Origin of the sequence: Allofournierella massiliensis (genome assembly GCF_964241245.1) — a bacterium.
GTDB lineage: Bacteria > Bacillota > Clostridia > Oscillospirales > Ruminococcaceae > Allofournierella > Allofournierella massiliensis.
Genome location: NZ_CAXSWZ010000007.1, coordinates 21130 through 44205, shown reverse-complemented (window position 1 = coordinate 44205; position 23076 = coordinate 21130). Strand labels below are relative to the sequence as shown.

Below are 23076 nucleotides of genomic sequence, written 5' to 3'. Positions count from 1 at the left end.
CGCCATCCGTTAAGGAGTACGATATTTTATGGATTACAAGCAAATTCCCGTGATCATTCCCTCTCTGGAGCCGGACGAAAAGCTGCCCCGCCTGCTGGAGCAGCTGCACAAAGCGGGTATTCAGAACATCGTTCTGGTGGACGACGGCAGCGGCCCTGCCTACGCCCATTTCTTTGAGGAAGCGCAAAAACGCTGGGGCTGCCCGGTGCTGCGTCATGCAGTGAATCTGGGCAAGGGGCGGGCGCTGAAAACCGCCTTCAACTACTGCCTGAACACCTGGCCGGATGCCCCCGGCTGTGTGACCGCCGATTCCGACGGCCAGCATACCCCCGCCTGCATTCTGAAGGTGATGAAGGCCCTGACCGACCGGCCGGACGCACTGATTCTGGGCTGCCGCAACTTCGACGAGAAGGACGTGCCGCTGCGCTCCAGCTTCGGCAACAAATGTACCCGCTTTGTGTTCAAGGCGCTGGTGGGCCTTGCCATCACCGATACCCAGACCGGCCTGCGGGCCATTCCCACCGCCTTCATGAAGAAGCTGATGCACACCGGCGGCGAGCGGTTCGAGTTCGAGTCCAACATGCTCATCGACACCAAGGACGCCGGAGTGCCCATCGTGGAGGTACCCATTGAAACGGTTTACATCGAAGAGAACAAGACCAGTCATTTCAATCCTCTGAAGGACTCGGCCCGCATCTACGCGGTGTTCGGCAAGTTTTTGTTCTCCTCCCTCTCCTCCAGCGTGGTGGATCTGGCGCTGTTCAGCCTGTTCTGCTTCCTGCTGGCGCCGGTGGTTTCCGGTACGCTGTACATCACGCTGGCCACCGTGTGCGCCCGCGTGATCTCAGCCACCTACAACTATCTGCTGAACTACAAGATCGTGTTCAAGAGCCGGGAAAACCACGGCATGGCCGCCGGCAAGTATTTCCTGCTGGCCGTAATCCAGATGGCCTGCTCCGCCGGTCTGGTCAGCCTGCTGTATGCCCTCACCGGCGGCTTCTCCGAGCTGGTGATCAAGATCTGCGTGGACGTGTTCCTGTTCTTCATCAGCTTCCAGATTCAGCGGGAATTCGTTTACAAAAAGCGCGGCGCGTAACGCGGCCCGCACACGGGAGGTTCGCTTCGTGACCATCTGTTTTTTCTCCGCCCAGTATCTGCCCACGGTGGGCGGGGTGGAGCGCTATACCTTCAATCTGGCCCGCCGGGTGGTAAACGCAGGCCACAATGCCATTGTGGTAACCAGCGCCCTGCCCGGCCTGCCGGATACCGAAACCGACGAACACGGCATACGGATTATCCGGCTGCCGGTGTGGCCGCTGATGAACGGCCGATTCCCGGTTTTAAAGCCCGGCAAGGCCTTCCGGGCGCTGGCAGCGCAGCTGTGGGCAACGCCCATTGATTTCTGCCTGATCAACACCCGCTTTTACATCAGCAGCCTGTATGCGGCCCGGCAGTGCAAAAAGCGGGGTATCCCCACCATTGTGGTGGATCATTCCACTGGCCATCTGCCCATGGGCAGTCCGCTGCTGAACGCGGCCGGGGCGTTTTATGAGCATCTGGCGGCCGCCTGGCTGAAGGCCTGCGGGCCCCGCTTCTTCGGCGTGAGCCGGGCGGTATGCCACTGGCTGGAGCACTTCGGCATTCATCCCGCCGGCCAGCTGTACAACGCGGTGGAGCCTTCCGAGGTTCGGGCGCTGGCCCACGCGCCGGACGCGGTGGACTGGCGGGCCCGGCTGGGCCTTCCGGCTGAGGAAAAGCTTGTGGTTTTTCTGGGCCGGGTGATCCCGGAAAAGGGCGTGGCCGAGCTGGTCGACGCTTTTTCTTCCGCCGGGCTTTCCGGGTGCAGCCTGGTGGTGGCCGGCGACGGCCCGTTGCTGCCCAGGCTGCGGGAAAACTGCCCGCCCGGCGTGCATCTGGCAGGGGCAGTGCCTTATGCCCAGGCCATGCAGCTGCTGGCCCAGGCCCAGCTGTACTGCCTGCCCACCTATTACGCCGAGGGATTTCCCACCACCTTTCTGGAAGCGGCTGCCTGTGGATGCCCCATTCTGACCACCCGCACCGGCGGAAGCGATGAGCTTCTGCCGGACGAAAGCTACGGCATCCAGCTGGACGAAGTGGACTCCACCTCCCTTGCTGCTGCCCTGAAATCCTGCCTGACGGACGATGCCTGGCGCTGCGAGGCTGCCCGGAAAACCGCTGCCCGGCTGGAGGAACACTTCACCTGGGACGCTGTGACCCGTGAGCTGCTGCGGCTTGCCGGCGCACAATAACCTGACTACAAAGGAATTATAACGTTATGTCCAAGCTATTGATCGTGATCCCTGCCTACAACGAGGAGGGCAACATCGTTCACGTGGTGAACGAGCTGGTGGCCCATTACCCCCAATACGATTACGTTGTGGTAAACGACGGCAGCCGCGACCACACTGCGGCGCTGTGCCGCCAGAACGGCTTCCGGCTGATCGACCTGCCGGTGAATCTGGGGCTGGCCGGCGCGTTCCAGACCGGGCTGCGCTACGCCGCCGAAAACGGCTACGACTGTGCCCTCCAGTTCGATGCAGACGGTCAACACAAGCCGGAATACATCCAGCCCATGCTGGATGAGCTGGAAAGCGGAGCCGATATTGTGATCGGCAGCCGGTTCCTCACGGTGAAAAAGCCCAAAAGCCTGCGCATGCTGGGCAGCTACCTGATCAGCTGGGCCATCCGCCTCACCACCGGCCAGGCCATCTGTGACCCCACCAGCGGCATGCGCATGTTTAACCGCCGCATGGTGGAGGAATTCGCCCTGAACCTGAACTACGGCCCCGAGCCGGACACCATCAGCTATCTGATCAAAAACGGCGCTGTGGTGCGGGAGATTCAGGTGCAGATGGGCGAACGGCTCACCGGCACCAGCTATCTGAATTTCACCCGTTCCATCCAGTACATGCTCAAGATGGGCCTTTCGATTTTACTGATCCAGTGGTTCCGCAAGCGGGAGCCCGTGAATAACTACTACCCGGAAAGGAGAAACTGAACGCCATGTCCCCACTGCTTCCCCTCGCGCTGCGCGCACTTTTGATTTGCGGCAGTCTGTGCACCACCCTGTTCATTCTTCGCCGGGTTCGCCAGGCAAAGGTGCAGATTGAAGATTCCATCTTCTGGCTGCTGTTTTCTGCCTGCCTTCTGTTTTTGAGCCTGTTCCCGGAGATCACCACCTGGGTGGCGCGCAAGTTCGGCTTTGTGAGCGAGATCAACGTGGTGTATCTTGCCATTATCTTCCTGTTGCTGATCAAGCAGTTCTATATGTCGGTACGGCTCAGCCAGATGGATTCCAAGCTGAAAAGCCTGGCTCAGAAGGTGGCTTTGAACGAGGAAAAAATCGAGCGGGGCAAGCTGGACCTGTGATCCGGGCAAGCTGGACCTGTGATCCGGTGCGCCGTTGTGTTTCTGAGTCGTTTATGGTATAATAAAATATAATATATATCAACCGACTGGAGGGTTTTTACAATGGCATATACCCCGAAACTGACCTACAAGGGCAAGCCTTTGGTCCGCTGCGGCAACGAAATCTACTACGGCAGCCTGGCTGATCCTTTTGTGATTTTTATGCAGATCCTCACCGAAAAGGAAGAACAGGGCATGAAGATGGCCGATAAGATCCATGTGATCCTCATGAGCACCGATTCTTCCAAGCCTCTGCCCGAGCGTGTGGTCAAGCAGAGCAGCAAGACCGGCCTGTATACCGCTCTGGAGATCGGCTCCATGTGGCTGGAGCGCGCTTTGAAGGAAGCGCCCGCCAAGAAGTGATCCCTGCTCCCGGGACCATATCAAAAGCAACGCGCGCTGTTCCGGGCTGGAACAGCGCGCTATTTTGTTGCCCCGCAGCCTGCCGGGGCATGGCTTCGTAAGAAAGGATGGATGCAGTAAGATGCCGTTTCCACATTTTCACCGGACAGCCGGGGGCGGTCAGGTGGATTTTTCCAGCCCCAATATCCGCCGCAGTGTTCTTGCCGTAACCGCTCCCATGCTGGTGGCGCAGCTTCTGAACCTTTTGTATAACATCGTGGATCGGATCTACATCGGCAAGATTCCCGGTCAGGGCACGCTGGCCCTTGCCGGACTGGGGCTGTGTTTCCCGGTGGTCACGCTGATCACCGCATTTTCCAATCTGTTCGGTGTGGGCGGTGCTCCGCTGTGTTCCATTGCCCGTGGCCAGAAGGATCTGAAAACCGCCCGGGCCATCATGGCCAATTCCTGGTTTATGCTGGTGGTATGCGGCGTTGTGCTTACGGTGCTTGGCATTGCACTGCACAAACCCCTGCTTTATCTGTTCGGCGCCAGCGACGATACCTATCCGGTGGCAGCGCAGTATATGACCATTTATCTGCTGGGCACGGTGTTTGTGATGATTTCGCTGGGGCTGAACCCCTACATCAACAGCCAGGGCTTTGCCCGCATCGGCATGCTCACAGTGCTGCTGGGTGCGGTGACCAATATTATTCTGGACCCCATTCTGATTTTCGGGCTGGGGCTGGGCGTACGGGGAGCAGCCATCGCCACCGTGTTTTCCCAGCTGCTTTCCGCCATCTGGGTAATGCGATTTCTCACTGGCCCAAAAGCGGAGCTGCGGCTGATTCTGCGCGGCTTTCGGCCGGATGGCCGACTGATCCGGCGTATCGTGGCGCTGGGCACCTCCACCTTTGTGATGTCCTTTACCGACAGCCTGGTTCAGGTGGTCTGCAACTCCACCCTGCGGGCCTACGGAGGGGATCTGTACATCAGCGTGATGACGGTGATCAACTCGGTGCGACAGATCGCCCAGACCCCTGCACTGGCCCTTTCGGACGGCGGTTCCCCGGTGATCAGCTACAACTACGGGGCCCGAATGGCCGGCCGGGTGCGCGCCGCAATCCGCTTCATGACGCAGCTGGGCTTCGGCTACACCCTGCTGATCTGGGCGCTGATCTCCCTGTTCCCCGCGGCTTTTATCCGGATCTTCAATCAGGATCCGGAGCTGCTGGCCGCTGCGGTGCCTGCGCTGCAGATCTACTTTTTCGGCTTCTTCATGATGGCCTTTCAGTTTTCCGGCCAGAGCGTGTTCAAATCGCTGAACAAGGCAAAACTGGCCATCTTCTTTTCCCTGCTGCGCAAGGCCATCATCGTGGTGCCCCTTACCCTGCTTCTGCCCCACGTGGCCGGTCTGGGCGTGAAGGGGGTATTTCTTGCCGAGCCTGTTTCCAACTTTGTGGGCGGCCTTGCCTGCTACATTACCATGCGGCTCACCGTGATGCCGGAGCTTTCCGCCATGGAGCGTGCCAAATCCGCCCGGTAAATGGCGTCTGTGCCGTTTTTTGCCTTTGAACGGAAGCCTTGCATTCCGAACAGGAAAATCGATTTTACAGCAAAAACGCCCTGCATCTGCAGGGCGTTTTCTTTGTCCGTAAAGGCAGCAAAAAGCGGCGGACGGCAAAAGCCATCCGCCGCTTTCTATTTGTTTGATCCGGCAATCAGAGGATTACTCGTTCTCCTCGGTGCAGTCGCCGCACTCGCAGTCCTCGCCGCACTCGCTGAATTCGATCTCGAACTCGGCGCCGCAGTTGCCGCAGCAGACCTGCTCGTTCAGCAGGATGTCCTCGTCCACAACGGTCACAGCGCCGCAGTTGGGGCAGGTCAGCTCGTACTCGGCTTCTACTTCCTCGTCCTCGTCGTCTTCCTCTTCGTCGTCCTCGTCCTCGTCGTCGCCGAACACGGCTTCTTCCAGGTCGTCCATATCCTCGTCCATGGCATCCAGCTCATCGTAGACCTGGTCCAGGTCGTCGTCCATATCGGCCACGGTGTCGCACAGATCCTCCAGCAGGTCGTACATGGCCTTCAGTACCTTGCCTTCCTTGCTGTCGCCGATCTCCAGACCCTCCATCAGGCCCTTCAGGTATGCAGCACGCTCTTTCAGTTCCATTGTTCATTCCTCCTTTGAAGAAGTATCAAACATTTTTATGACCACGCCCTCGCTGCCAAAAAACGGCGGCGCGGCGCTCACACTGGGTAAAATAAAACCCGGGCGGCGGCAAAGCCCCCGCCCAGGTGGATGCGATCAGGATGAAGCCTTATGATCAGGCGCGCTCCATGTACTCGCCGGTGCGGGTGTCCACACGGATCATGTCGCCCTCGTTGATGAACAGAGGCACGCGGATCTCGGCGCCGGTCTCCAGCTTGGCGGGCTTCAGGGTGTTGGTGGCGGTGTTGCCCTTGAAGCCGGGCTCGGTCTCGGTGACCTGCAGCACAACAAAGTTGGGAGCCTCCAGGCCGAACACGTTGCCCTTGTAGCTCAGGATCTTAACCATCTCGTTCTCCTTCACGAACTTGAAGGAATCGGACAGATCATGCTCGTTCAGGGGGATCTGCTCGTAGGTCTCGGTGTCCATGAAGTAGTACAGGCCGCCGTCCTCGTACAGGTACTGCATCTCACGGCGCTCGATGAAGGCGGTGGGGAACTTGTCGCTGGGGTTGTAGCTCTTCTCGGTCACGGCACCGGTGATCACGTTCTTGGTCTTGGTGCGCACGAAGGCAGCGCCCTTACCGGGCTTAACATGCTGGAACTCCACAACCTGGAGCACGTTGCCATTCTCTTCAAAAGTTACGCCATTGCGAAAATCGCCTGCAGAAATCATAAATGATCCTCCAATTAAAATTTATTCTGGCCCGGCCAAACCGGCCTTGCGCTGCCAGCGCCGCGACCTGGCTGCCTGCTGCTTTCAGAGCAGCGATGCGGCGCGGGCATTCACTGACATATCTGTTATTATTCTACCCCAGAAACGGCTATTTTTCAAGCCCTTTCTTGGCCTTTTCGGCCCGTGGGGCAGGCCTTCGGGCTCACTTGCCCAGGCTCTGGTAATACCGCTTCATGGTGGCTGCGTCCTCGGCCTGCGTGCCGGCGGATTCACAGATGATCACCGGCGAAAGCCCCCGCTCGTAGCACAGCTCCAGCAGCGGCTCGAAGTCCGGCCCGTAGACGGTGTCTGCGAAGGTCAGGTGCTGCTTTTCGCCGCCGGTGGTGTATTCGATCTTGCTGAAGTGCACATGGAAGCGGCTGGCCCGCCCGTCCCCCAGCACCTCGCCCATCCGATCCAGAATGGCGGCATAGTCCTGTTTGGTTTTGATGGAGCCCTGATCCCGGGCATTCAGATGGCCGAAGTCGATGCAGGGGGTGATGCGCTTGTCCACCCTGCACAGGGCCAGAACCTCGTCCAGCGTGCCCAGCTGGCCCACCTTGCCCATGGTCTCGGGGCAGAGCACGATGTCAGAGAAACCGGCCTCGTCCACCGCCGCCACAATGCGGTGCATGGTGTCCAGCGCCTTTTCCAGCGCGGCTTCCCGGCTCTGTTTGCCGCAGCTGCCGGAGTGGAAGATCACCCGCTGGCCGCCCAGCGCCCGGATGGCTGCCGCGCTCTGCAAAATGTAATCCACACTGTTCAGGCGCTTTTCCTCTTCCAGGCTGCTCATGGAGATGTAGTAAGGCGCGTGCAGGCTGAAATAGATGCCGTGCACCGCCGCCTGAGCGCGGATCTTGGAGGCAAGCTCCTCCTTGATGCGCACGCCCCGGCCGCACTGGTACTCAAAGGCGTCCAGGCCCATTTTCGCGGTGTATTCCGGCACCTGCACGCTGTTTTTATATCCCTGCTCGGCAAAGCTCTGGCTGGTGCCGGCGGTTCCGAATAAGATGCTCACAGAAGCTTCCCTCCCTTTTTGAAATAGCGGGCCAGAAAGGGCTTTTCCAGCCGGCGCTTGAAACGGATTCCCTTTTTGAAATCCTCATACATGGGCTGCACCACCAGCGCCGGAATGCCATACAGCGCACCGGCCAGCCGGTCGGTGAACAGCTGGTCGCCCACAATGGCCATCTGGCCTTTAGGTACTCCGAACTTTTTGCGGGCCCGGGCCAGACCGAAGGTGAGCGGCTTGCAGCTCATGGCCACATAATCCAGCCCGATGGCCTGCGCAAAGGGGCGCACCCGTTCCTCGTTATTATTGCTGGCAATGGCCAGCTGAATGCCCGCTGCCCGCATCCGGTCCAGCCAGTCGCGGATGGCCGGGGGCAGCTGCTGGCTGTCGTGGCCGGTGAGGGTGTTGTCCACATCCAGCACCAGGGCGGTGATGCCCTTGCCCTTCAAAAATTCCGGCGTGATGGCCGCTGCGCCGGAAAAGAGATACTCCGGTGTGATGAACATAGTGCTTCTCCCATAAAAGCGGGGCGTTGGCCCCGGAAAAATCGATAAAAAATGAGCGGGCCCCCAAGGGGACCCGCTCAGGCGTTTGCACGCATTTCAGCCATTGTTCCGGCTAACCGCAATTACTTAAACTTGCGCTTGCGGGCAGCTTCGGACTTCTTCTTGCGGCGCACAGAGGGCTTCTCGTAAGCTTCACGCTTGCGAACCTCGGCAAGCACACCGCTGCGGGCGCAAGAACGCTTAAAACGACGCAGCGCGCTCTCCAGCGACTCGTTGTCCTTGACACGAATTTCCGACATCTATTTTTCCCTCCCTTGGACCTGAGGCAGGAGTTTCGTTGCATATCCCCCAAAATAGGGTATTCAACATATCGATTATACTATGCCACAGTTGGTTCTGTCAACTAAAATCTTGTGTATTTTCAAAACTTTCTTTGGTTGAGGACCGGAACCCGATCCCCAACCGCAGAATGTCAACAGCATTGCTTATTTGACCACCAGGTTGACCAGCTTGCCGGGCACGGCAATCTCCTTCACGATGGTTTTTCTCTCCAGCAGAGCGGCCACGGAAGCGTCCGCCTTCACGGCAGCCAGGGTGGCGTCCTTATCCAGGCCGGAGGCCAGGTTCAGGCGGGCCTTGGGCTTGCCGTTCAGCTGCACCAGCACCTCCACGGTGCTCTCCACACACTTTGCCTCGTCGTAGGCAGGCCACTGGGCGTGAGCGATCTGGCCCTCAAAGCCCTGCTGCTGCCACATCTCCTCGGTGATGTGGGGAGCGAAGGGGTTGACCAGAATCAGCAGGGTGCGCAGCTCGTCCCTGGTGGCGCCGCCGGCGGCGTACAGGTCGTTCAGCAGGCTCATCATGGAGGCGATGGCGGTGTTGTGCTTGAGCACCTCGATGTCGTCGCCCACCTTCTTGATGGTCTTGTGGAAGGCGGTCTCCAGCTCGGGGCGGTAGCCCTCGCCGGGAACGATCATCTCGCCCAGACCCCACAGACGATCCAGGAAACGCTTGCAGCCCTTGATGCCCTTGGTGGACCAGGGAGCGGCCTTCTCGAAGTCGCCGATGAACATCTCGTACAGGCGCAGAGTGTCGGCGCCGTACTCGTTCACCACATCGTCCGGATTAATCACGTTGCCGCGGCTCTTGGACATCTTCTCACCGTTCTCGCCCAGAATCATGCCGTGGCTGGTACGCTTCTTGTAGGGCTCCTTGGTGGGCACCACGCCGATGTCGTACAGGAACTTGTGCCAGAAACGGCTGTACAGCAGGTGCAGAGTGGTGTGCTCCATGCCGCCGTTGTACCAGTCCACAGGACCCCAGTATTCCACGGCTTCCTTGCTCACGGGAGCGGTGTCGCAGTGGGGATCCATGTAGCGCAGGAAGTACCAGGAGGAACCGGCCCACTGGGGCATGGTGTCGGTCTCGCGCTTGGCGGGGCCGCCGCAGCAGGGGCAGGTGGTGTTGACCCATTCGGTGTGGCGGGCCAGCGGGCTCTCGCCGCCCTCGCCGGGCTCGAAGTCGCTGATCTCGGGCAGCTTCAGGGGCAGCTCGCTCTCGGGGATGGGCTGCCAGCCGCACTTCTCACAGTAGACCATGGGGATGGGCTCGCCCCAGTAACGCTGACGGCTGAACACCCAGTCGCGCAGCTTGAAGTTGACCTTGGCGTGCCCCTTGCCCTCGCTCTCCAGCCACTGGATCATCTTTTTCTTGGCTTCTTCCACGCTCAGGCCATCCAGGAAACCGCTGTTCACCAGCGTGCCGGTGGCAACGTCGGTGAAGGCTTCCTTGTCCAGATGGCTCTCGCCCTCGCCCTTGACCACCTCAACGATGGGCAGATCGAACACCTTGGCAAACTCGTAGTCGCGGGTGTCGTGGGCGGGCACGGCCATGATGGCGCCGGTGCCGTAGGTAGCCAGCACATAGTCGGAGATGAAGATGGGAATCTCCTTGCCGTTCACCGGGTTGATGCCCATCACGCCCTCCAGCTTCACGCCGGTCTTTTCCTTGTTCAGCTCGGTGCGCTCGAAGTCGCTCTTGCGGGCGGCCTCAGCCTGATAGGCGCGCACGGCGTCAGCGTTCCGGATGGTGCCGTTCTCCAGCCACTGGTTCACCAGCGCATGCTCGGGGCTGACCACCATGTAGGTGGCGCCGAACAGGGTGTCGCAGCGGGTGGTGTAAACGGTCAGGGTATCGCCGGTGGTGGTGGTGAAGTTCACCTCGGCACCGGTGGAGCGGCCGATCCAGTTCTTCTGCTGGGTGGCCACACGCTCGATGTAATCCAGGCCGTCCAGATCGTCGATCAGGCGGTCAGCATACTCGGTGATCTTCAGCATCCACTGGCTCTTCACCTTGTGAACCACTTCGCCGCCGCAGCGCTCGCAGCAGCCGTTCACGACCTCTTCGTTGGCCAGCACCACCTTGCAGCTGGTGCACCAGTTCACGCTCATTTCCTTTTTATAGGCCAGACCGTGCTTGTACAGCTGCAGGAAGATCCACTGGGTCCACTTGTAGTAGCTGGGATCGGTGGTGTTGATCTCACGGTCCCAGTCGAAGGACAGGCCCAGCGCCTGCAGCTGGCTCTTGAAGCGGGCCACGTTGTTTTTGGTCACGATCTCGGGGTGGATGTGGTTCTTCATGGCGAAGTTCTCGGTGGGCAGACCGAAGGCATCCCAGCCCATGGGGTACAGCACATTGTAGCCGGCCAGACGCTTCTTGCGGGCCACAATGTCCAGCGCGGTGTAGCTGCGGGGATGGCCCACATGCAGGCCCTGACCGCTGGGATACGGGAACTCAACCAGAGCATAGAACTTGGGTTTTGTGTGGTCGATCTTGGCGGCGAAGGTCTTTTCGTCCGCCCAGACTTTCTGCCATTTCTTTTCAATGGCCTTGAAATCGTATTTCACCTTTATCAACTCCAACCAAAATTTGAGCGATTTGCCCCTTTGGCAACACCGCACCATTCACGGCGAAGGCCACCTGGAATTGTGTGCTGCTGCCCTTTAAAATAAAACGGCGACAGCCAGTTTTCCACCGCAGGCTTCTCCCGCTGTGGAAAACTGGCTTTTGACCGCCCGACCCCCGAAGGCGCCGGGCGGCGTTCCGTTTGATTTATTCGTTTGCGCCGCCCTCGGCGGGTGCGTCGAACTGGATGTCGCACTCCTCGGCATCCGCCCACAGGTGCTCCAGATCATAGAACTCGCGGGCCTGAGGATAGAACACATGCACGATCACGGTGCCGTAGTCCAGCAGAATCCAGTTCTTGGCGTCGTAGCCTTCGGTGCGCAGAGCCTTCACGCCCTGCTGCTCCAGCTGGAACTCCACTTCCTCGGCCAGGCTCTTCACATGAGTGGTGGAGGTACCGTTGGCGATTACAAAGTAATCGGTGAGCACGGTCAGATCCCGCACCTTCAGCACCTTCACATTCGCGGCTTTTTTGGTATCCAGCACTTTTGCGATGCTGGTCGCAAGCTGCAAGCTTTCCATTCTTGTTTGATTCTCTCCTTTCAGCTCCCCTCTCGGGAGCGGTGGATGGGTTGGTTATCGGGTTGGATCAGCCCGCCTCAGAGGTGGAACCGCCCTCGGCCTCGGTATCCAGCTGACCCATGTACTGCACATTGGGGTCGGTGGAGGAACCGGCGGTGGCCAGAGTGGGCACGTTCAGGCTGTCCACAGGGGTGGTATAGCTGAGGAAGTAGGTATTGATCAGATCCAGCGTCTTTGTGGTGTCGCACACCTGAATGGACTGACCGTTGTAGCGCTCGGCCGCACTGTAGGTGGGCACCTTGCACATCATGATGTTGGCGCTGTCCACCTGCAAGAAGCTCACGCCCAGGCTTACCAGCGTATCACCGGGGATGTCGGTGGTGATATACTTCAGGGCCACGGGGGTCAGCTTGGCCAGATCCCATACCGTAGCGGTGCGGATGCGGTTGAACAGGCCCTGATAGAAGTAACGCTGCATGTCCAGCCGGGCGATGTCGCCCTGGGCATAGCCATCACCGTGACGGTTACGCACCAGGAACTCCACCGAAGCGCCATCCAGGTTATGGGTGCCGGCAGGCAGCCAGCTGCCCTTGCCGTCGGCCACCTCCTGCGGCAGGTAGACCTCGATGCCGCCGAACAGATCCACAATCTCCTTCAGGGACTGCATGTCGATGGTCACATAGTAGTCGATGGGCAGCTTGTACTGCTCGGTGATCAGCTTGGCCAGATCGGTGATGCCGCCCTCGTTGCGCAGGGCAACCGCGTTGATCTTACCGGTTTTGCCGGTGCTGTATTCCTCGCCCGCGTAGGTATCGCGGGGGATCTGCAGCATGTTGATCTTCTTTTCCTTCACGTTGAAGTTCACATACATGATCATATCGGTCATGCCGTCGTTGGAGGTGGGATCGTTGGAATAGGCACGGCCCTCCTCGTAGTCGATGCCGCAGACCAGAATGTTCACCACATCGCCCTTGAATTCGCTGGGGGTATTGATCAGCTCGCTGATGGTGGGGGCGCCGCCGTCGGGGCTGATGCTGTGCACCACCCACTGATACAGGCCGAACAGGCCCACACAGACCACGGCCACCAGCGTCAGCAGGCTGATGAGGGCGATTTTCAGCGGGCTCTTTTTCTTCTTCGGGCGGCGGCGAGGCTGGCCGCGATGGGCCGCCGGCTGGGCCTTCCTCTGGGGCTGATCCTGCCGCGGAGGCTGAGCCTGACGGCGAGGCTGCTCGCTGGCATGGTAGACCGTGCGCTGCTGGCCAGAACCGGAAGCGGGCGAACCGCCGCGGTTGATCCGGCGGCCGGTGGAGCCGCTGGGCGTGGACGAACGGCCCGAAGCGGAGCCGGTGTTCAGTTTACGGGGCTGTTTGGGTTCATTCATGGGTATCCTCCCTGGTTTGCATGCCGCGCTTCAGGTCCTCCAGGGCCTCGAGCGACAAGGGGTCGATGGATTTGCCGCATTCCTTCATCCATCCGATGTTCTTCTCCACGGCCGTGCAGACGGCCTTGTCCAGATCCTCCTCGGCAAGCCTGCGCAGCTCGTACACCTCCGGATAGTCCCGCTCGGCGCTGATCATATCGCTCAGATAGATGATCTTGTCCAGCTTGGACATACCAGCCTTGCCGGTGGTATGGCAGCGAATGGCGCTGACAATCTCCGGGTCGGTGACGCCCCATTCCGTCTGGGCCAGAATGGCGGCACAGATGCCGTGCCAGACCGGCGGGGGGCTTTTTTCGGCATTTTGTGCCATTATAGCATTGTTTTGCAGGATCTGCAACAATTCCTCCCGGCTGCGTTCCTTCACCGCATCGTGCAAAAGGGCGGCCAGCTCGGCCTTGTCCGGGTCGGCCCCGTACTTTTCGGCCAGATGCACCGCCGCGTCCCGCACGTTCATGGTGTGGGTGTAGCGCTTTTTGGAAAGGCACTCCTTTACCATCTTCTGCGCTTCTTTTGCGTTCATGGTCCTCAGCTCTTTTCGTATAAATGATACTGTTTGCAGATGTGCTGCACCAGAGGAGGCAGCGCATCCATGCCCAGCTTCCCGGCGCGCACATCGCTGGAGGCTGCCTGCAGAACCGGGGCATGGGCGAAGATCACCCGGCCCCCCGCCGCTTCCAGTGTGCGGGCCGCGGCCGCAAGATCCGCGTCGTCGCCATTGTAGCGGCTTTGCACCACAAGGGTGGTTTTTTCCAGCAGGCTCTGCCATTCCCTCCACTGGGTGAAGGTGGTGAGCATATCGCTGCCCACGCTGAGAAAGATCTCGGCGCCGGGGTAGCGCTCCTCCAGCATCCGCACCGTGTCGATGGTGTAGTTTCTGCCGCCGCGGCCGATCTCCCAGTCCGAGACGGTGAGATCCGGGTGCAGCGGCACAAAGCACTGGCACATGGTCAGCCGCAGGCTGGCCGGCGTGGCGCTGGCCGCCTTGTGGGGCGGAATGCCCGCGGGCATGACCACCACCTTATCCGGCTGCACCGCGTCGATGGCGCTCTGCAACAGGCGTATATGGCCCTTGTGGGGCGGATCAAAGGTCCCCCCGAACAAAAGCAGTTTCATCGCGCCACTCCCCCAGTGTGCCCGGCCATGTAACAAAACAACGAATTTTGCCGGGCAGATATTTCAAATAAGTTACAAACAAATTGTAAACGATCTGTTTTCAGGCCACGTTGCCGGATCTCAGCGGGCGGCTTTCAGGATATCCTCAAACTTGGACTCCTTCTTTTTCTTCAGGAACAGCACGAACTTGGAGCCGATAACCTGCACCACGTCGGCGCCGGTGGCCTCGGCCAGAATGGCGGCGGCCTCCTTGGCGTTGTACATGCTGGTCTCCAGCACCTTCATCTTGATCAGCTCCCGGGCAGCCAGGCAATCGGCGGTGGACTTGATGAGCGTTTCGTCGATCTCGCCCTTGCCGACCTGAAAGACCGGATCGAGGGTGTTGGCGGCGGCGCGCAGCGCGGCGCGTTGTTTACTGGTGAGCATAGTATTCTCCTTATATTACAGTTTCAATTGGGTTTGGCTCAGCCCTCGTTCAGGAAGGCGGCCAGATTTTTGTCCAGCAGGGCCATGGCCTTGCCCCGGTGGCTGATGGCGTCCTTTTCAATGGCCTCCAGCTGGGCGTAGGTGCGGCCCTCGGTGTTGGGGCGCACGCCGCCCTCGGCAAGGCCTACCTCGTCGGGCACGAACAGAGGGTCGTAGCCGAAGCCGTTGGTGCCCCGGCGCTCGAAGATCACCCGGCCCGGGCACTCGCCCAGGTAGGTGACGTAGCGGCCCTCGGGCAGGTAAAAGCAGACGGCGGACACGAACTTTGCCGCCCGTTTGCCCTCCTCCACCCCGGCCAGCTCGGCCAGAAGCTTGTCGTTGTTGGCCTCGTCGTCGCCGTGGCGGCCGCAGTAGCGGGCGCTGTAAACGCCGGGCGCACCGCCCAGGGCATCCACCATCAGGCCGGAATCGTCGGCCAGAGTGGGCAGGCCGCTGGCCTCGCAGATGGCCTTTGCCTTGATGAGGGCGTTTTCCGCAAAGGTGGTGCCGGTCTCTTCCGGCTCCAGCGTGATGCCCAGTTCCTTCTGGCTTTTTACCTCGTGGCCCTGAGCTTCCAGAATGCGGCGGATTTCTTTCAATTTACCGGCATTGCCGGTGGCTGCGCAGATGAGCATTGGAATCTGTCTCCTTCGGATCAGTTTTCGGCAAACAGTGCGTCGGCAAAATCGTGGGGAGAGAACTCCATCAGGTCGTCCACGCCCTCGCCCACGCCCACAAAGCGCACCGGCAGACCCAGCTTCTGCTTCACGCTGATCACCGCGCCGCCCTTGGCGGTGCCGTCCAGCTTGGTGAGCACGATGCCGGTGGCACCGGCGGCGCTGATGAACTGGGAGGCCTGATTGATGGCGTTCTGGCCGGTGATGGCGTCCAGCACCAGCAGGGTCTCCACGCTGGCGGTCTCGCAGGCCTTGTGCACGCTGCGGCTGATCTTGCCCAGCTCGTTCATCAGGTTCTGCTTGTTGTGCAGGCGGCCGGCGGTATCGCAGATCACGATGTCGTAGCCCCGGGCGGCGGCGGACTGCACCGCGTCAAACACCACGGCAGCCGGGTCTGCGCCCTCGCTGTGGCGCACCACGGGTACATCCACCCGGTCGGCCCAGATGCACAGCTGCTCGGCAGCGGCGGCACGGAAGGTATCGCCCGCGGCCAGCATCACCCGCTTGCCCTGATCCTTATAGAGCTTGGCCAGCTTGGCAATGCTGGTGGTCTTGCCCACGCCGTTCACGCCGATCATCAGGATCACGGCGGGCTTGCCGCTCATATCCATGGGCTCGTCGGCCACCAGCTCGCCGGTGATGATGTCCTTCAGGGCGGCCAGTGCGTCGGAAGCGGTTTTGATGTGGTCCTTGCGCACCCGGGTGCGCAGCTCCTCCACCAGCCGCACCGCCTCGTCGGCGCCGGTGTCGGCCAGGATCAGCTGCTCCTCCAGGTCCTCGTACATATGGTCGTCGATTTCGCCCGCGTTGAGCATGTCCAGAATGCCGGCAAAGAAGCCCTTGCGGGTCTTGGCCAGGCCTTCATCCAGCTTTTTCTTCCGGCTGAAAAGTCCCATAATGTCTCCCCTCGTTTCCTTTGATTGCCCGCCGGGAAGCGGGCCGGTTCTCTTCTTTTATATCACGAAACCAGCGTCGCGTCCACCTGTTCCAGATCCAGACGCAGCAGTTTGGACACACCGTCCTCCTGCATGGTCACGCCATAGAGCACGTCGGCGGCCTCCATGGTGCCGCGGCGGTGGGTGATCACGATGAACTGGGTGTGGTCGGTAATGCGGCGCAGATACTGGGCGTAGCGGGCCACGTTCACATCATCCAGCGCGGCTTCGATCTCATCCAGAATGCAGAAGGGGGCCGGGTTCACCGCCAGAATGGCGAAGTAGATGCTGATGGCCACCAGCGCCTGCTCGCCGCCGGACAGCGCGGCCAGATTCTTGATGACCTTGCCCGGGGGCGAAACCTGAATTTCGATGCCGCTTTCCAGCACGTTCAATTCGTCATCCAGCTTGAGGGTGGCGGTGCCGCCGCCGAACAGCTCGGTGAAGATGCGGCCGAAGTTCCGGTTGATCTCCGCAAAGCTGCGGCTGAAGATGTCCCGCATTTCGGCGGACAGCTCCCCGATCATCCTCGTCAGCTCGGCGCGGCTCTTCTCCACGTCCTGCACCTGATTCTTTAAGAAGGTGTAGCGCTCGCTCACCTCTTTGTATTCCTCAATAGCGCCCACGTTCACGTTGCCCAATGCCCGGATGCGGCCTCTTGTTTCGGCCACAAGGCGGCGCAGCTCGGCGGCGCTTTCAAAGGGCACACACAGCGGCTGAGCGTCGCTCATGGTCAGCTGGTATTCCTCCCACAGCTTGGCGATCAGCTCGTCGTACTCCTTTTCGGCGGCAGCCTTGCGCTCGTTCAGGCGGGCCATCTCCTGGCTCATCTTTTCCCGCTCGTCGCTCACCGCACGCTGGCGCTGGCTCTCGCGGCTGATGCTGCCTTCCTTCTGCATCCGCTCCTCGGCGGCCTTGCGGATGGCTTCCTCCGCCTCGCGGATGCGGCCGGCGCTCTTTTCCTTTTCCTCCTGAATGGCGCGGATGCTCTGCTCGTGCTCCTCGTTGGCCTTTTTCAGGCGGTCGATGTTCTCCCGCAGGGCCAGCTCCCGCTGGCCGCTCTCGCCGTGGCGGCTTTCCAGATCCCGGATGGAGGCCTCGTGCAGGCTCACATCCTTCTCCGCCGCCAGACGGGCCAGACGGGTCTCGCTCAATTCGTCGGACAGGCGGGCCCGGGTGGCCAAAAAGCTGTCGTCGCTGCCGGCCAGCTCGGTCAGCTCGGCCTCCAGCGCGGCGATCTGCTCGCCCAGCCGGGCCTCCTCGGCCCTGGCATCCTCCAGCTCCTTGCGGCTCTGGCGGATGGTCTCGTTCAGCTGCTCGCACTCGGCGGCACGCAGCTGGGCGGCGGCCTGCGCCTGGCTGATGGCCGCTTCGATGCGGCGCAGCTCGCCCTCGGCGCGAATTTTATCGCCGCCCGCGGTGATGGCCTCGCTGGACGCAGCGGTCAGCTGGGCGTTCAGGGACTCCACCTCGGCCTTGAGCTTGTCCGCCGCGGCCTGGGCCTGGCCCTGCCGGTTCTGCAAAGAGCCGATCTTTTTGCGCAGATCCTCGATCTCCTGCCGGCGGCTGAACAGGCCGGCGGACTGGCTCACGCTGCCGCCGGTGAAGGAACCGCCCGCGTTGATGACCTGACCGTCGGCGGTGACGATCCGGTTGCGGTAGTCCAGCGCACGGGCGACCCGGCTGGCCTCCTCGATCTCGTCCACCACGATGATGCGGCCAAGAAGATTGGCCACGATGTTGTTGTATTTGGGGTCGTATTCCACCAGACTGGACGCCACCCGGGCGCTGCCGGAAAGGCGGGATGCGTCGAAGTGGCTGCCCTTCACGGTGTCCAGCGGCAGGAAGGTTGCCCGGCCCGCCCGCTCGTTGCGCAGGAAAGCCATGGCGGCCTTGGCAGCGGTCTCGCCGTCCACCACGATGTTCTGCAGCGCGAAGCCCAGGGCGGTCTCGATGGCCACCTCGTAGCCCGGCTGCACCGTGAGGATGCTGCTTACCGGGCCGATGATGCCCCGCAGCCGGTGGTTCTGGGCGGCGCGCATCACGGTCTTTACGCTGTGCTGGTAGCCGTTCATGTTCCGTTCCAGATCGGTCAGCAGCTGCAGCCGCTGAGTAGAGGCCTCCAGCTGGCGGTTCAGCTGGGCGGCTGCGCCGTCCGCCTCCTCCAGCTGCTTTTGCCGGCTGGACAGCTTCAGGCTCAGACCCTGCTTGATGTTTTCCAGCCGGGTCAGGCTTTCGTCCAGCTTGTTCAGGTAGGTTCTGGTGTCGGCCAGCTCGCCCTCCAGCTCCTCCAGCCCCTGACCGGAAGCCGGCTCATTCTGTAAGGCTTCCAGCCGCTGGGCGGCAGTGGCGGCGGTGCTTTCGCAGCCGGCGGCCCGCACCTTCTCGGCGGTCTGGCACTCGGTCAGCTCGGCCAGCACCCCGGTCACCTGCCCCCGGCGCTCGCCGGTGGCGGCGTTTTCCGCCTGAATGCGCCGGAGCATCTCCTCCTTTTCCCGGATCTGCCCGTCCAGCTGTTCAATATGTTTCCGAATGTTCTCAATGCCCGCCCGGTGCTCCTGCATCTGGGCGGCAAAGCTCTCGCGCCCGGCCCCGCTCTCTTCCAGCTGGCGGGAAAGATCGGCCATGGTCTCGGTGTTGTGGCGGATGTCGTTGTGCAGCACGGCGATGCGGCTGTCGCTGCCCGCCACCTCCTCGGTGATGGTGCGGATCTCGCCGTTCAGCCGGTCCACCTCCATGGTGAGCCGGTTCATCTCGGCCCGGATGCCCTCGGTGGCGGCGTCGATGGCCTCGATCTCGGCGGTCATCCGGTCGTAGTCCGCCTGGGCGGTCTCGTAGCGGCGCTGCTGGCCGCGCACGGTCTCTTTGGCGGTTTTCACGCTGTCCACCCAGAGGGTGACCTCCAGCTCCTTGCGGCGGGCGGAAAGCTCCAGAAACTGCTGGGCCTTGGCGCTTTCCTTTTCCAGCGGGCCCACCCGGCTTTCCAGCTCGTCCAGAATGTCGTGCAGGCGCTCCAGATTGTCCTCGGCGCTGGCCAGACGGCGCTCGGCCTCGTTTTTCCGGTAGCGGTAGCGGGCGATGCCGCTGGCTTCCTCAAAGATTTCCCGGCGCTCGGCGCTTTTGGCGCCCACAATCTCGGCAATACGGCCCTGCCCGATGATGGAGTAGCCGTCCCGGCCGAGGCCGGTGTCCAGAAAGAGCTCGTAGATGTCCTTCAGGCGCACGTTCTGGCCGTTGATGGAATACTCGCTTTCGCCGCTGCGGTAATACTTGCGGCCGATGACCACCTCGTCGGCGTTCACGTCGATGCGGCGGTCGGAGTTGTCCACCGTCAGGTTCACGCTGGCAAAGCCCATGGCGCCACGGCTCTGGGTGCCGCCGAAGATCACGTCCTCCATCTTGCCCGCGCCGCGCAGCTGGCGGCTGCTGGTTTCGCCCAGCACCCAGCGGATGGCGTCGGAGATGTTGCTCTTGCCGGAACCGTTCGGCCCCACCACCGCGGTGATGCCCCGGTCAATGGGGATCTTGATGCGGTCCGGGAAGCTTTTGAAGCCCTGTATCTCTAGTTCCTTTAATACCATAAATCCTCCCTGGGATCATTGGGATGTGCTCCGGCAGGAGAAAGCCGCGCAGCAAGCCTTGGCTGTGCTGTTTTCTCGTGCCGGGCAAAACGGGTGCGGCGCCGGGTGTTCCGTGCCGCACCGGCCCGATTCAGTCCACCAGGCCCATCAGGCGCAGGGCCTCCTTGGCGGCAGCCTGCTCGGCGGCCTTTTTGCTGTGACCCACGCCCCGGCCAATCAGGTTGGAGTTCAGGTACACGGCCATGGAGAACCGCTTGTCGTGATCCGGGCCGTCCTCGCCCTCCAGCTCGTAGCGCAGCCGCTCCTCCGGGTTCTGCTGGATGACCTCCTGCAGCTGGGTCTTGTAGTCCGCCTCGGCGGTCTTGCCCTCGGTGATGAAGGGCAGGATGAAGGCGCGGGCCACCTCGATGCCGCCGTCCAGATAAAGGGCAGCGATGAGGGCCTCGAAGGCGTCGCTCACCACGCTGGGGCGGTGGCGGCCGCCGCCCCGCTCCTCGCCCTTGCCCAGGCGCAGATAGCTGCCCAGGTCGATTTCCTTGGCGAACTCGTACAAGGCGCTCTCGCACACAAGGCTGGCCCGGGCACGGGTCAGTTCGCCTTCCGGCCGATCCTTCCACTGGTGGAACAGATGATCCGCCACCACGATGGACAAAACGCTGTCGCCCAGAAACTCCAGCCGCTCGTTGTGATGGATGGGGGTTTTGCTTTCATTGGCGAAGCTGGTGTGGGTGAGGGCGGTCTCCAGCAGGGTGGGGTCCTTAAAGGTATAGCCGATGATGTTTTCCAACTGATGCATGTTGTTACGCTTCTTTCTCTTCGCTGATCAGGTTGCGGGCCATCACGCCGCACAGATCGTTCTCCACGCAGAGCTTTGCCTGCCGGATGGCCTGATGGATGGCCCGTGCATTGGAGGAACCGTGGGCTTTGATGACCGGCTTTGCCGCGCCCAGGAAGGGGGCTCCGCCGTATTCGTCGGCGTCCATGCCCTTTTTGAAGTCGGCCACGCCGCCCTTCAGCAGCAGGTAAGCCAGCGCGCCCTTGACGCCGCTCTTGAACAGGCCCTTCAGCTTTGCGCCGAAGAACTTGGCCAGGCCCTCGGTGAGCTTCAGGATCACATTGCCGGTGAAGCCGTCGGCCACCACCACGTCGGCCACGCCGGCGGGGATGTCCCGGGGTTCCACGTTGCCCACAAAGTTGATGCGGCTGTTGGCCTTCAGCAGGGCGTGGGCCTCCACATAGGTGGGGGTGCCCTTGGACTCCTCGGCGCCGTTGTTCACCAGAGCCACGCGGGGATTTTTCACGCCCATGACCTGCTCCATGTAAACGCTGCCCATCACGCCGAAGGCCTCCAGCATGGAGGGGCGGCATTCCACGTTGGCACCGGAATCCAGCAGCATGAAGGGGGTCTTGCCGGGAATGATGGTGGCCAGCGCCGGGCGCTTGACGCTCTTCACGGTGCGCACGATCAGGCTGGTGCCCACATGCAGCGCGCCGGTGGAGCCGGCGGAAACAAAGGCGTCGCCCTTGCCCTCGGCCAGCAGCTTCAGGCCCACCACCATGCTGGAGTCCTTTTTGGTGCGCACGGCCTTGGCAGGCTCGTCGCACATTTCAATAACCTCGGTGGTGTTCACGATCTCGATGTGATCCAGCTTCAGGTTGTTTTCCTTTGCGCATGCGGTGATCTTCTCGGCATCGCCCACGGCGATGATCTCCACCTCCGGCCAGAAGTTGGCCACCGCTGCGGCCGCACCCTTGATGATCTCGGCGGGGGCATTGTCGCCGCCCATTGCGTCCAGAATGATTTTCATTGCTCGCACACCCTTTCCATGCTGTTTTGTTCGGTTTGTTATTTATCGGGTCTCTTCGGCCCACTGCTCCATGGCGGCAACCGCCCGGTTGGCAATGGCCAGATACCGCTCCCGCTTATCCCGGATATGCTCCTCCAGCGGGGGCAGGATGCCCATGTTTGCACCCATGGGCTGGAAATTCTTGTTCTCGGTGGTGATGTAGCGCACCAGCTGGCCCAGCATGGTCTCGGCGGGCAGCTCGGGCAGCTGGCGTTCGTTCAATGCCGCCAGAATACTGAGGGCGGCCAGCAGGCCGCAGGCGGCGCTTTCCATGTAGCCCTCGAAGCCGGTGATCTGACCTGCAAAATACACCATGGGGTGCTTTTTCAGGTTCAGGCTCCGGCTCAGCAGGTGGGGGCTGTTCAGGAAGGTGTTCCGGTGCATTACGCCGTAGCGCACGAACTCGGCGTTTTCCAGACCGGGGATCATGGAGAACACCCGCTTCTGCTCGCCGAATTTCAGGTTGGTCTGGAAGCCCACGATGTTATAGAGGGTTCCGCCCGCGTTCTCCCGCCGCAGCTGCACGTTGGCCCAGGGCCGGTGGCCGGTGCGGGGGTCGGTGAGGCCCACCGGGCGCAGCGGCCCGAAGCGCATGGTATCCGCACCGCGGCCCGCCATCACCTCGATGGGCATGCAGCCTTCGTAAACGGTGAGCTTGCCGTCGAACTCGTGCAGAGGGGCCCGCTCGGCGCTGACCAGCGCCGCGTGGAAGGCCTCGTACTCCTCCTTATTAAAGGGGCAGTTCAGATAGTCCGCGTCGCCCCGGCCATAGCGGCTGGCGGCGAACACCTTGTTCATGTCCAGACTTTCGGCGGTGACGATGGGGGCCGCCGCATCGTAGAAGCTCAGCTTGTCGCCCCCGGTCAGCCGGGTGATCTCGTCGGCCAGAGCGCCCTCGGTGAGGGGGCCGGTGGCCACCAGCGTGAGCCGGTTCTCGTCAATGGCGGTGACCTCGCCGGTGTGCAGGGTGATGTTCGGCTGGCTCTTCACCATTTCGGTGACCGCGGCGCTGAAGGCGTCCCGGTCCACGGCCAGCGCGCCGCCTGCTGCCACCCGGGTGGCCTCGGCGGCTTTCAGCAGATGGCTGCCCAGCAGCTTCATCTCGGCCTTGAGCAGGCCGGAGGCAGAATCCAGACGGTCGGCCTTCAGGCTGTTGGAGCAGACCAGCTCGGCAAAGCCCTCGCTCTTGTGGGCGGGGCTGAACTTGACCGGCTTCTGCTCGTACAGATCCACCTGCACGCCCTGCTCGGCCAGCCAGAGGGCGGCCTCGCAGCCCGCAAGGCCCGCCCCTAAAATCGTTACTCGTTTTTCCATAATT

The 23076-nt window shown here is 61.5% G+C and carries 24 protein-coding genes; 6 read left to right on the top strand and 18 right to left on the bottom strand.

The window, feature by feature from the left end; genetic code table 11:
- The first annotated feature begins 28 nt into the window (after window positions 1-28).
- From ACESYO_RS05430 to ACESYO_RS05405, 6 genes are all read left to right on the top strand, one after another.
- Window positions 29-1096: a glycosyltransferase gene (locus ACESYO_RS05430; RefSeq protein WP_058963237.1), complete on the top strand. Its 1068-nt coding sequence runs from the start codon at window positions 29-31 to the stop codon at window positions 1094-1096.
- 28 nt (window positions 1097-1124) lie between these two features.
- Window positions 1125-2270, top strand: coding sequence for a glycosyltransferase family 4 protein (locus ACESYO_RS05425; protein ID WP_373209475.1), 1146 nt, complete (start codon window positions 1125-1127; stop codon window positions 2268-2270).
- A 26-nt stretch (window positions 2271-2296) separates the two neighbouring features.
- A complete protein-coding gene (locus tag ACESYO_RS05420; RefSeq protein ID WP_058963235.1) occupies window positions 2297-3019 on the top strand; it encodes a glycosyltransferase family 2 protein in 723 nt (240 codons plus the stop codon).
- Between the two features lie 5 nt (window positions 3020-3024).
- Window positions 3025-3390: a DUF2304 domain-containing protein gene (locus ACESYO_RS05415; RefSeq protein WP_058963234.1), complete on the top strand. Its 366-nt coding sequence runs from the start codon at window positions 3025-3027 to the stop codon at window positions 3388-3390.
- 102 nt (window positions 3391-3492) lie between these two features.
- On the top strand, window positions 3493-3792 hold the full coding sequence (locus ACESYO_RS05410; protein WP_058963233.1) for a hypothetical protein: 300 nt from the start codon (window positions 3493-3495) through the stop codon (window positions 3790-3792).
- Between the two features lie 121 nt (window positions 3793-3913).
- Entirely contained in the window at window positions 3914-5317 is a 1404-nt protein-coding gene (locus ACESYO_RS05405; protein WP_373209474.1) for an MATE family efflux transporter, read from the top strand.
- 183 nt (window positions 5318-5500) lie between these two features.
- On the opposite strand, the gene ACESYO_RS05400 is transcribed toward ACESYO_RS05405, so the two are convergent.
- The 18 genes from ACESYO_RS05400 to trmFO form a co-directional block, all read right to left on the bottom strand.
- Window positions 5501-5941: a CD1247 N-terminal domain-containing protein gene (locus ACESYO_RS05400; protein WP_373209473.1), complete on the bottom strand. Its 441-nt coding sequence runs from the start codon at window positions 5939-5941 to the stop codon at window positions 5501-5503.
- Window positions 5942-6095: 154 nt separating this feature from the next.
- Window positions 6096-6653 carry an elongation factor P gene (efp, locus tag ACESYO_RS05395; RefSeq protein ID WP_058963230.1) on the bottom strand — a complete coding sequence of 186 codons (558 nt, stop codon included), beginning with the start codon at window positions 6651-6653 and terminating at the stop codon, window positions 6096-6098.
- 202 nt (window positions 6654-6855) lie between these two features.
- A complete protein-coding gene (locus ACESYO_RS05390) occupies window positions 6856-7710 on the bottom strand; it encodes a TIM barrel protein (protein WP_373209472.1) in 855 nt (284 codons plus the stop codon).
- Window positions 7707-8210: a YqeG family HAD IIIA-type phosphatase gene (locus ACESYO_RS05385; RefSeq protein ID WP_058963228.1), complete on the bottom strand. Its 504-nt coding sequence runs from the start codon at window positions 8208-8210 to the stop codon at window positions 7707-7709. Before ACESYO_RS05385 ends, ACESYO_RS05390 begins: the two co-directional genes overlap by 4 nt.
- A 122-nt stretch (window positions 8211-8332) precedes the next feature.
- Window positions 8333-8509 carry a 30S ribosomal protein S21 gene (gene rpsU / locus ACESYO_RS05380; RefSeq protein ID WP_058963227.1) on the bottom strand — a complete coding sequence of 59 codons (177 nt, stop codon included), beginning with the start codon at window positions 8507-8509 and terminating at the stop codon, window positions 8333-8335.
- Between the two features lie 186 nt (window positions 8510-8695).
- Window positions 8696-11116 (bottom strand): leucine--tRNA ligase, encoded by a 2421-nt coding sequence (gene leuS, locus ACESYO_RS05375; protein WP_373209471.1) that lies wholly within the window; start codon window positions 11114-11116, stop codon window positions 8696-8698.
- 5 nt (window positions 11117-11121) lie between these two features.
- Complete coding sequence (locus ACESYO_RS05370; protein ID WP_278317658.1) at window positions 11122-11244, bottom strand: hypothetical protein; 123 nt, start codon at window positions 11242-11244, stop codon at window positions 11122-11124.
- Window positions 11245-11321: 77 nt separating this feature from the next.
- Window positions 11322-11696 carry a ribosome silencing factor gene (gene rsfS, locus ACESYO_RS05365; RefSeq protein WP_087183484.1) on the bottom strand — a complete coding sequence of 125 codons (375 nt, stop codon included), beginning with the start codon at window positions 11694-11696 and terminating at the stop codon, window positions 11322-11324.
- Window positions 11697-11763: 67 nt separating this feature from the next.
- Window positions 11764-13080 carry an LCP family glycopolymer transferase gene (locus ACESYO_RS05360; RefSeq protein ID WP_283128399.1) on the bottom strand — a complete coding sequence of 439 codons (1317 nt, stop codon included), beginning with the start codon at window positions 13078-13080 and terminating at the stop codon, window positions 11764-11766.
- Window positions 13073-13660, bottom strand: a complete 588-nt coding sequence (yqeK, locus tag ACESYO_RS05355; RefSeq protein ID WP_058963225.1) for a bis(5'-nucleosyl)-tetraphosphatase (symmetrical) YqeK — start codon at window positions 13658-13660, stop codon at window positions 13073-13075. Before yqeK ends, ACESYO_RS05360 begins: the two co-directional genes overlap by 8 nt.
- Window positions 13661-13665: 5 nt before the next feature.
- Window positions 13666-14253, bottom strand: coding sequence for a nicotinate (nicotinamide) nucleotide adenylyltransferase (gene nadD / locus ACESYO_RS05350; RefSeq protein ID WP_373209470.1), 588 nt, complete (start codon window positions 14251-14253; stop codon window positions 13666-13668).
- A gap of 120 nt (window positions 14254-14373) precedes the next feature.
- A complete protein-coding gene (locus ACESYO_RS05345; RefSeq protein WP_058963223.1) occupies window positions 14374-14679 on the bottom strand; it encodes a YhbY family RNA-binding protein in 306 nt (101 codons plus the stop codon).
- 38 nt (window positions 14680-14717) lie between these two features.
- The gene (gene rdgB, locus ACESYO_RS05340; RefSeq protein ID WP_373209469.1) at window positions 14718-15353 is read right to left on the bottom strand and encodes an RdgB/HAM1 family non-canonical purine NTP pyrophosphatase; all 636 of its coding nucleotides are present in this window, start codon (window positions 15351-15353) and stop codon (window positions 14718-14720) included.
- A gap of 20 nt (window positions 15354-15373) precedes the next feature.
- Window positions 15374-16291, bottom strand: coding sequence for a signal recognition particle-docking protein FtsY (gene ftsY / locus ACESYO_RS05335; protein WP_058963221.1), 918 nt, complete (start codon window positions 16289-16291; stop codon window positions 15374-15376).
- Between the two features lie 62 nt (window positions 16292-16353).
- Window positions 16354-19911, bottom strand: coding sequence for a chromosome segregation protein SMC (smc, locus tag ACESYO_RS05330; RefSeq protein ID WP_373209468.1), 3558 nt, complete (start codon window positions 19909-19911; stop codon window positions 16354-16356).
- A gap of 130 nt (window positions 19912-20041) precedes the next feature.
- Entirely contained in the window at window positions 20042-20707 is a 666-nt protein-coding gene (rnc, locus tag ACESYO_RS05325) for a ribonuclease III (protein ID WP_058963219.1), read from the bottom strand.
- A gap of 4 nt (window positions 20708-20711) precedes the next feature.
- Window positions 20712-21719: a phosphate acyltransferase PlsX gene (gene plsX / locus ACESYO_RS05320; protein WP_373209467.1), complete on the bottom strand. Its 1008-nt coding sequence runs from the start codon at window positions 21717-21719 to the stop codon at window positions 20712-20714.
- A 42-nt stretch (window positions 21720-21761) separates the two neighbouring features.
- Complete coding sequence (gene trmFO / locus ACESYO_RS05315; protein WP_373209466.1) at window positions 21762-23072, bottom strand: methylenetetrahydrofolate--tRNA-(uracil(54)-C(5))-methyltransferase (FADH(2)-oxidizing) TrmFO; 1311 nt, start codon at window positions 23070-23072, stop codon at window positions 21762-21764.
- Between the last annotated feature and the right edge of the window lie 4 nt (window positions 23073-23076).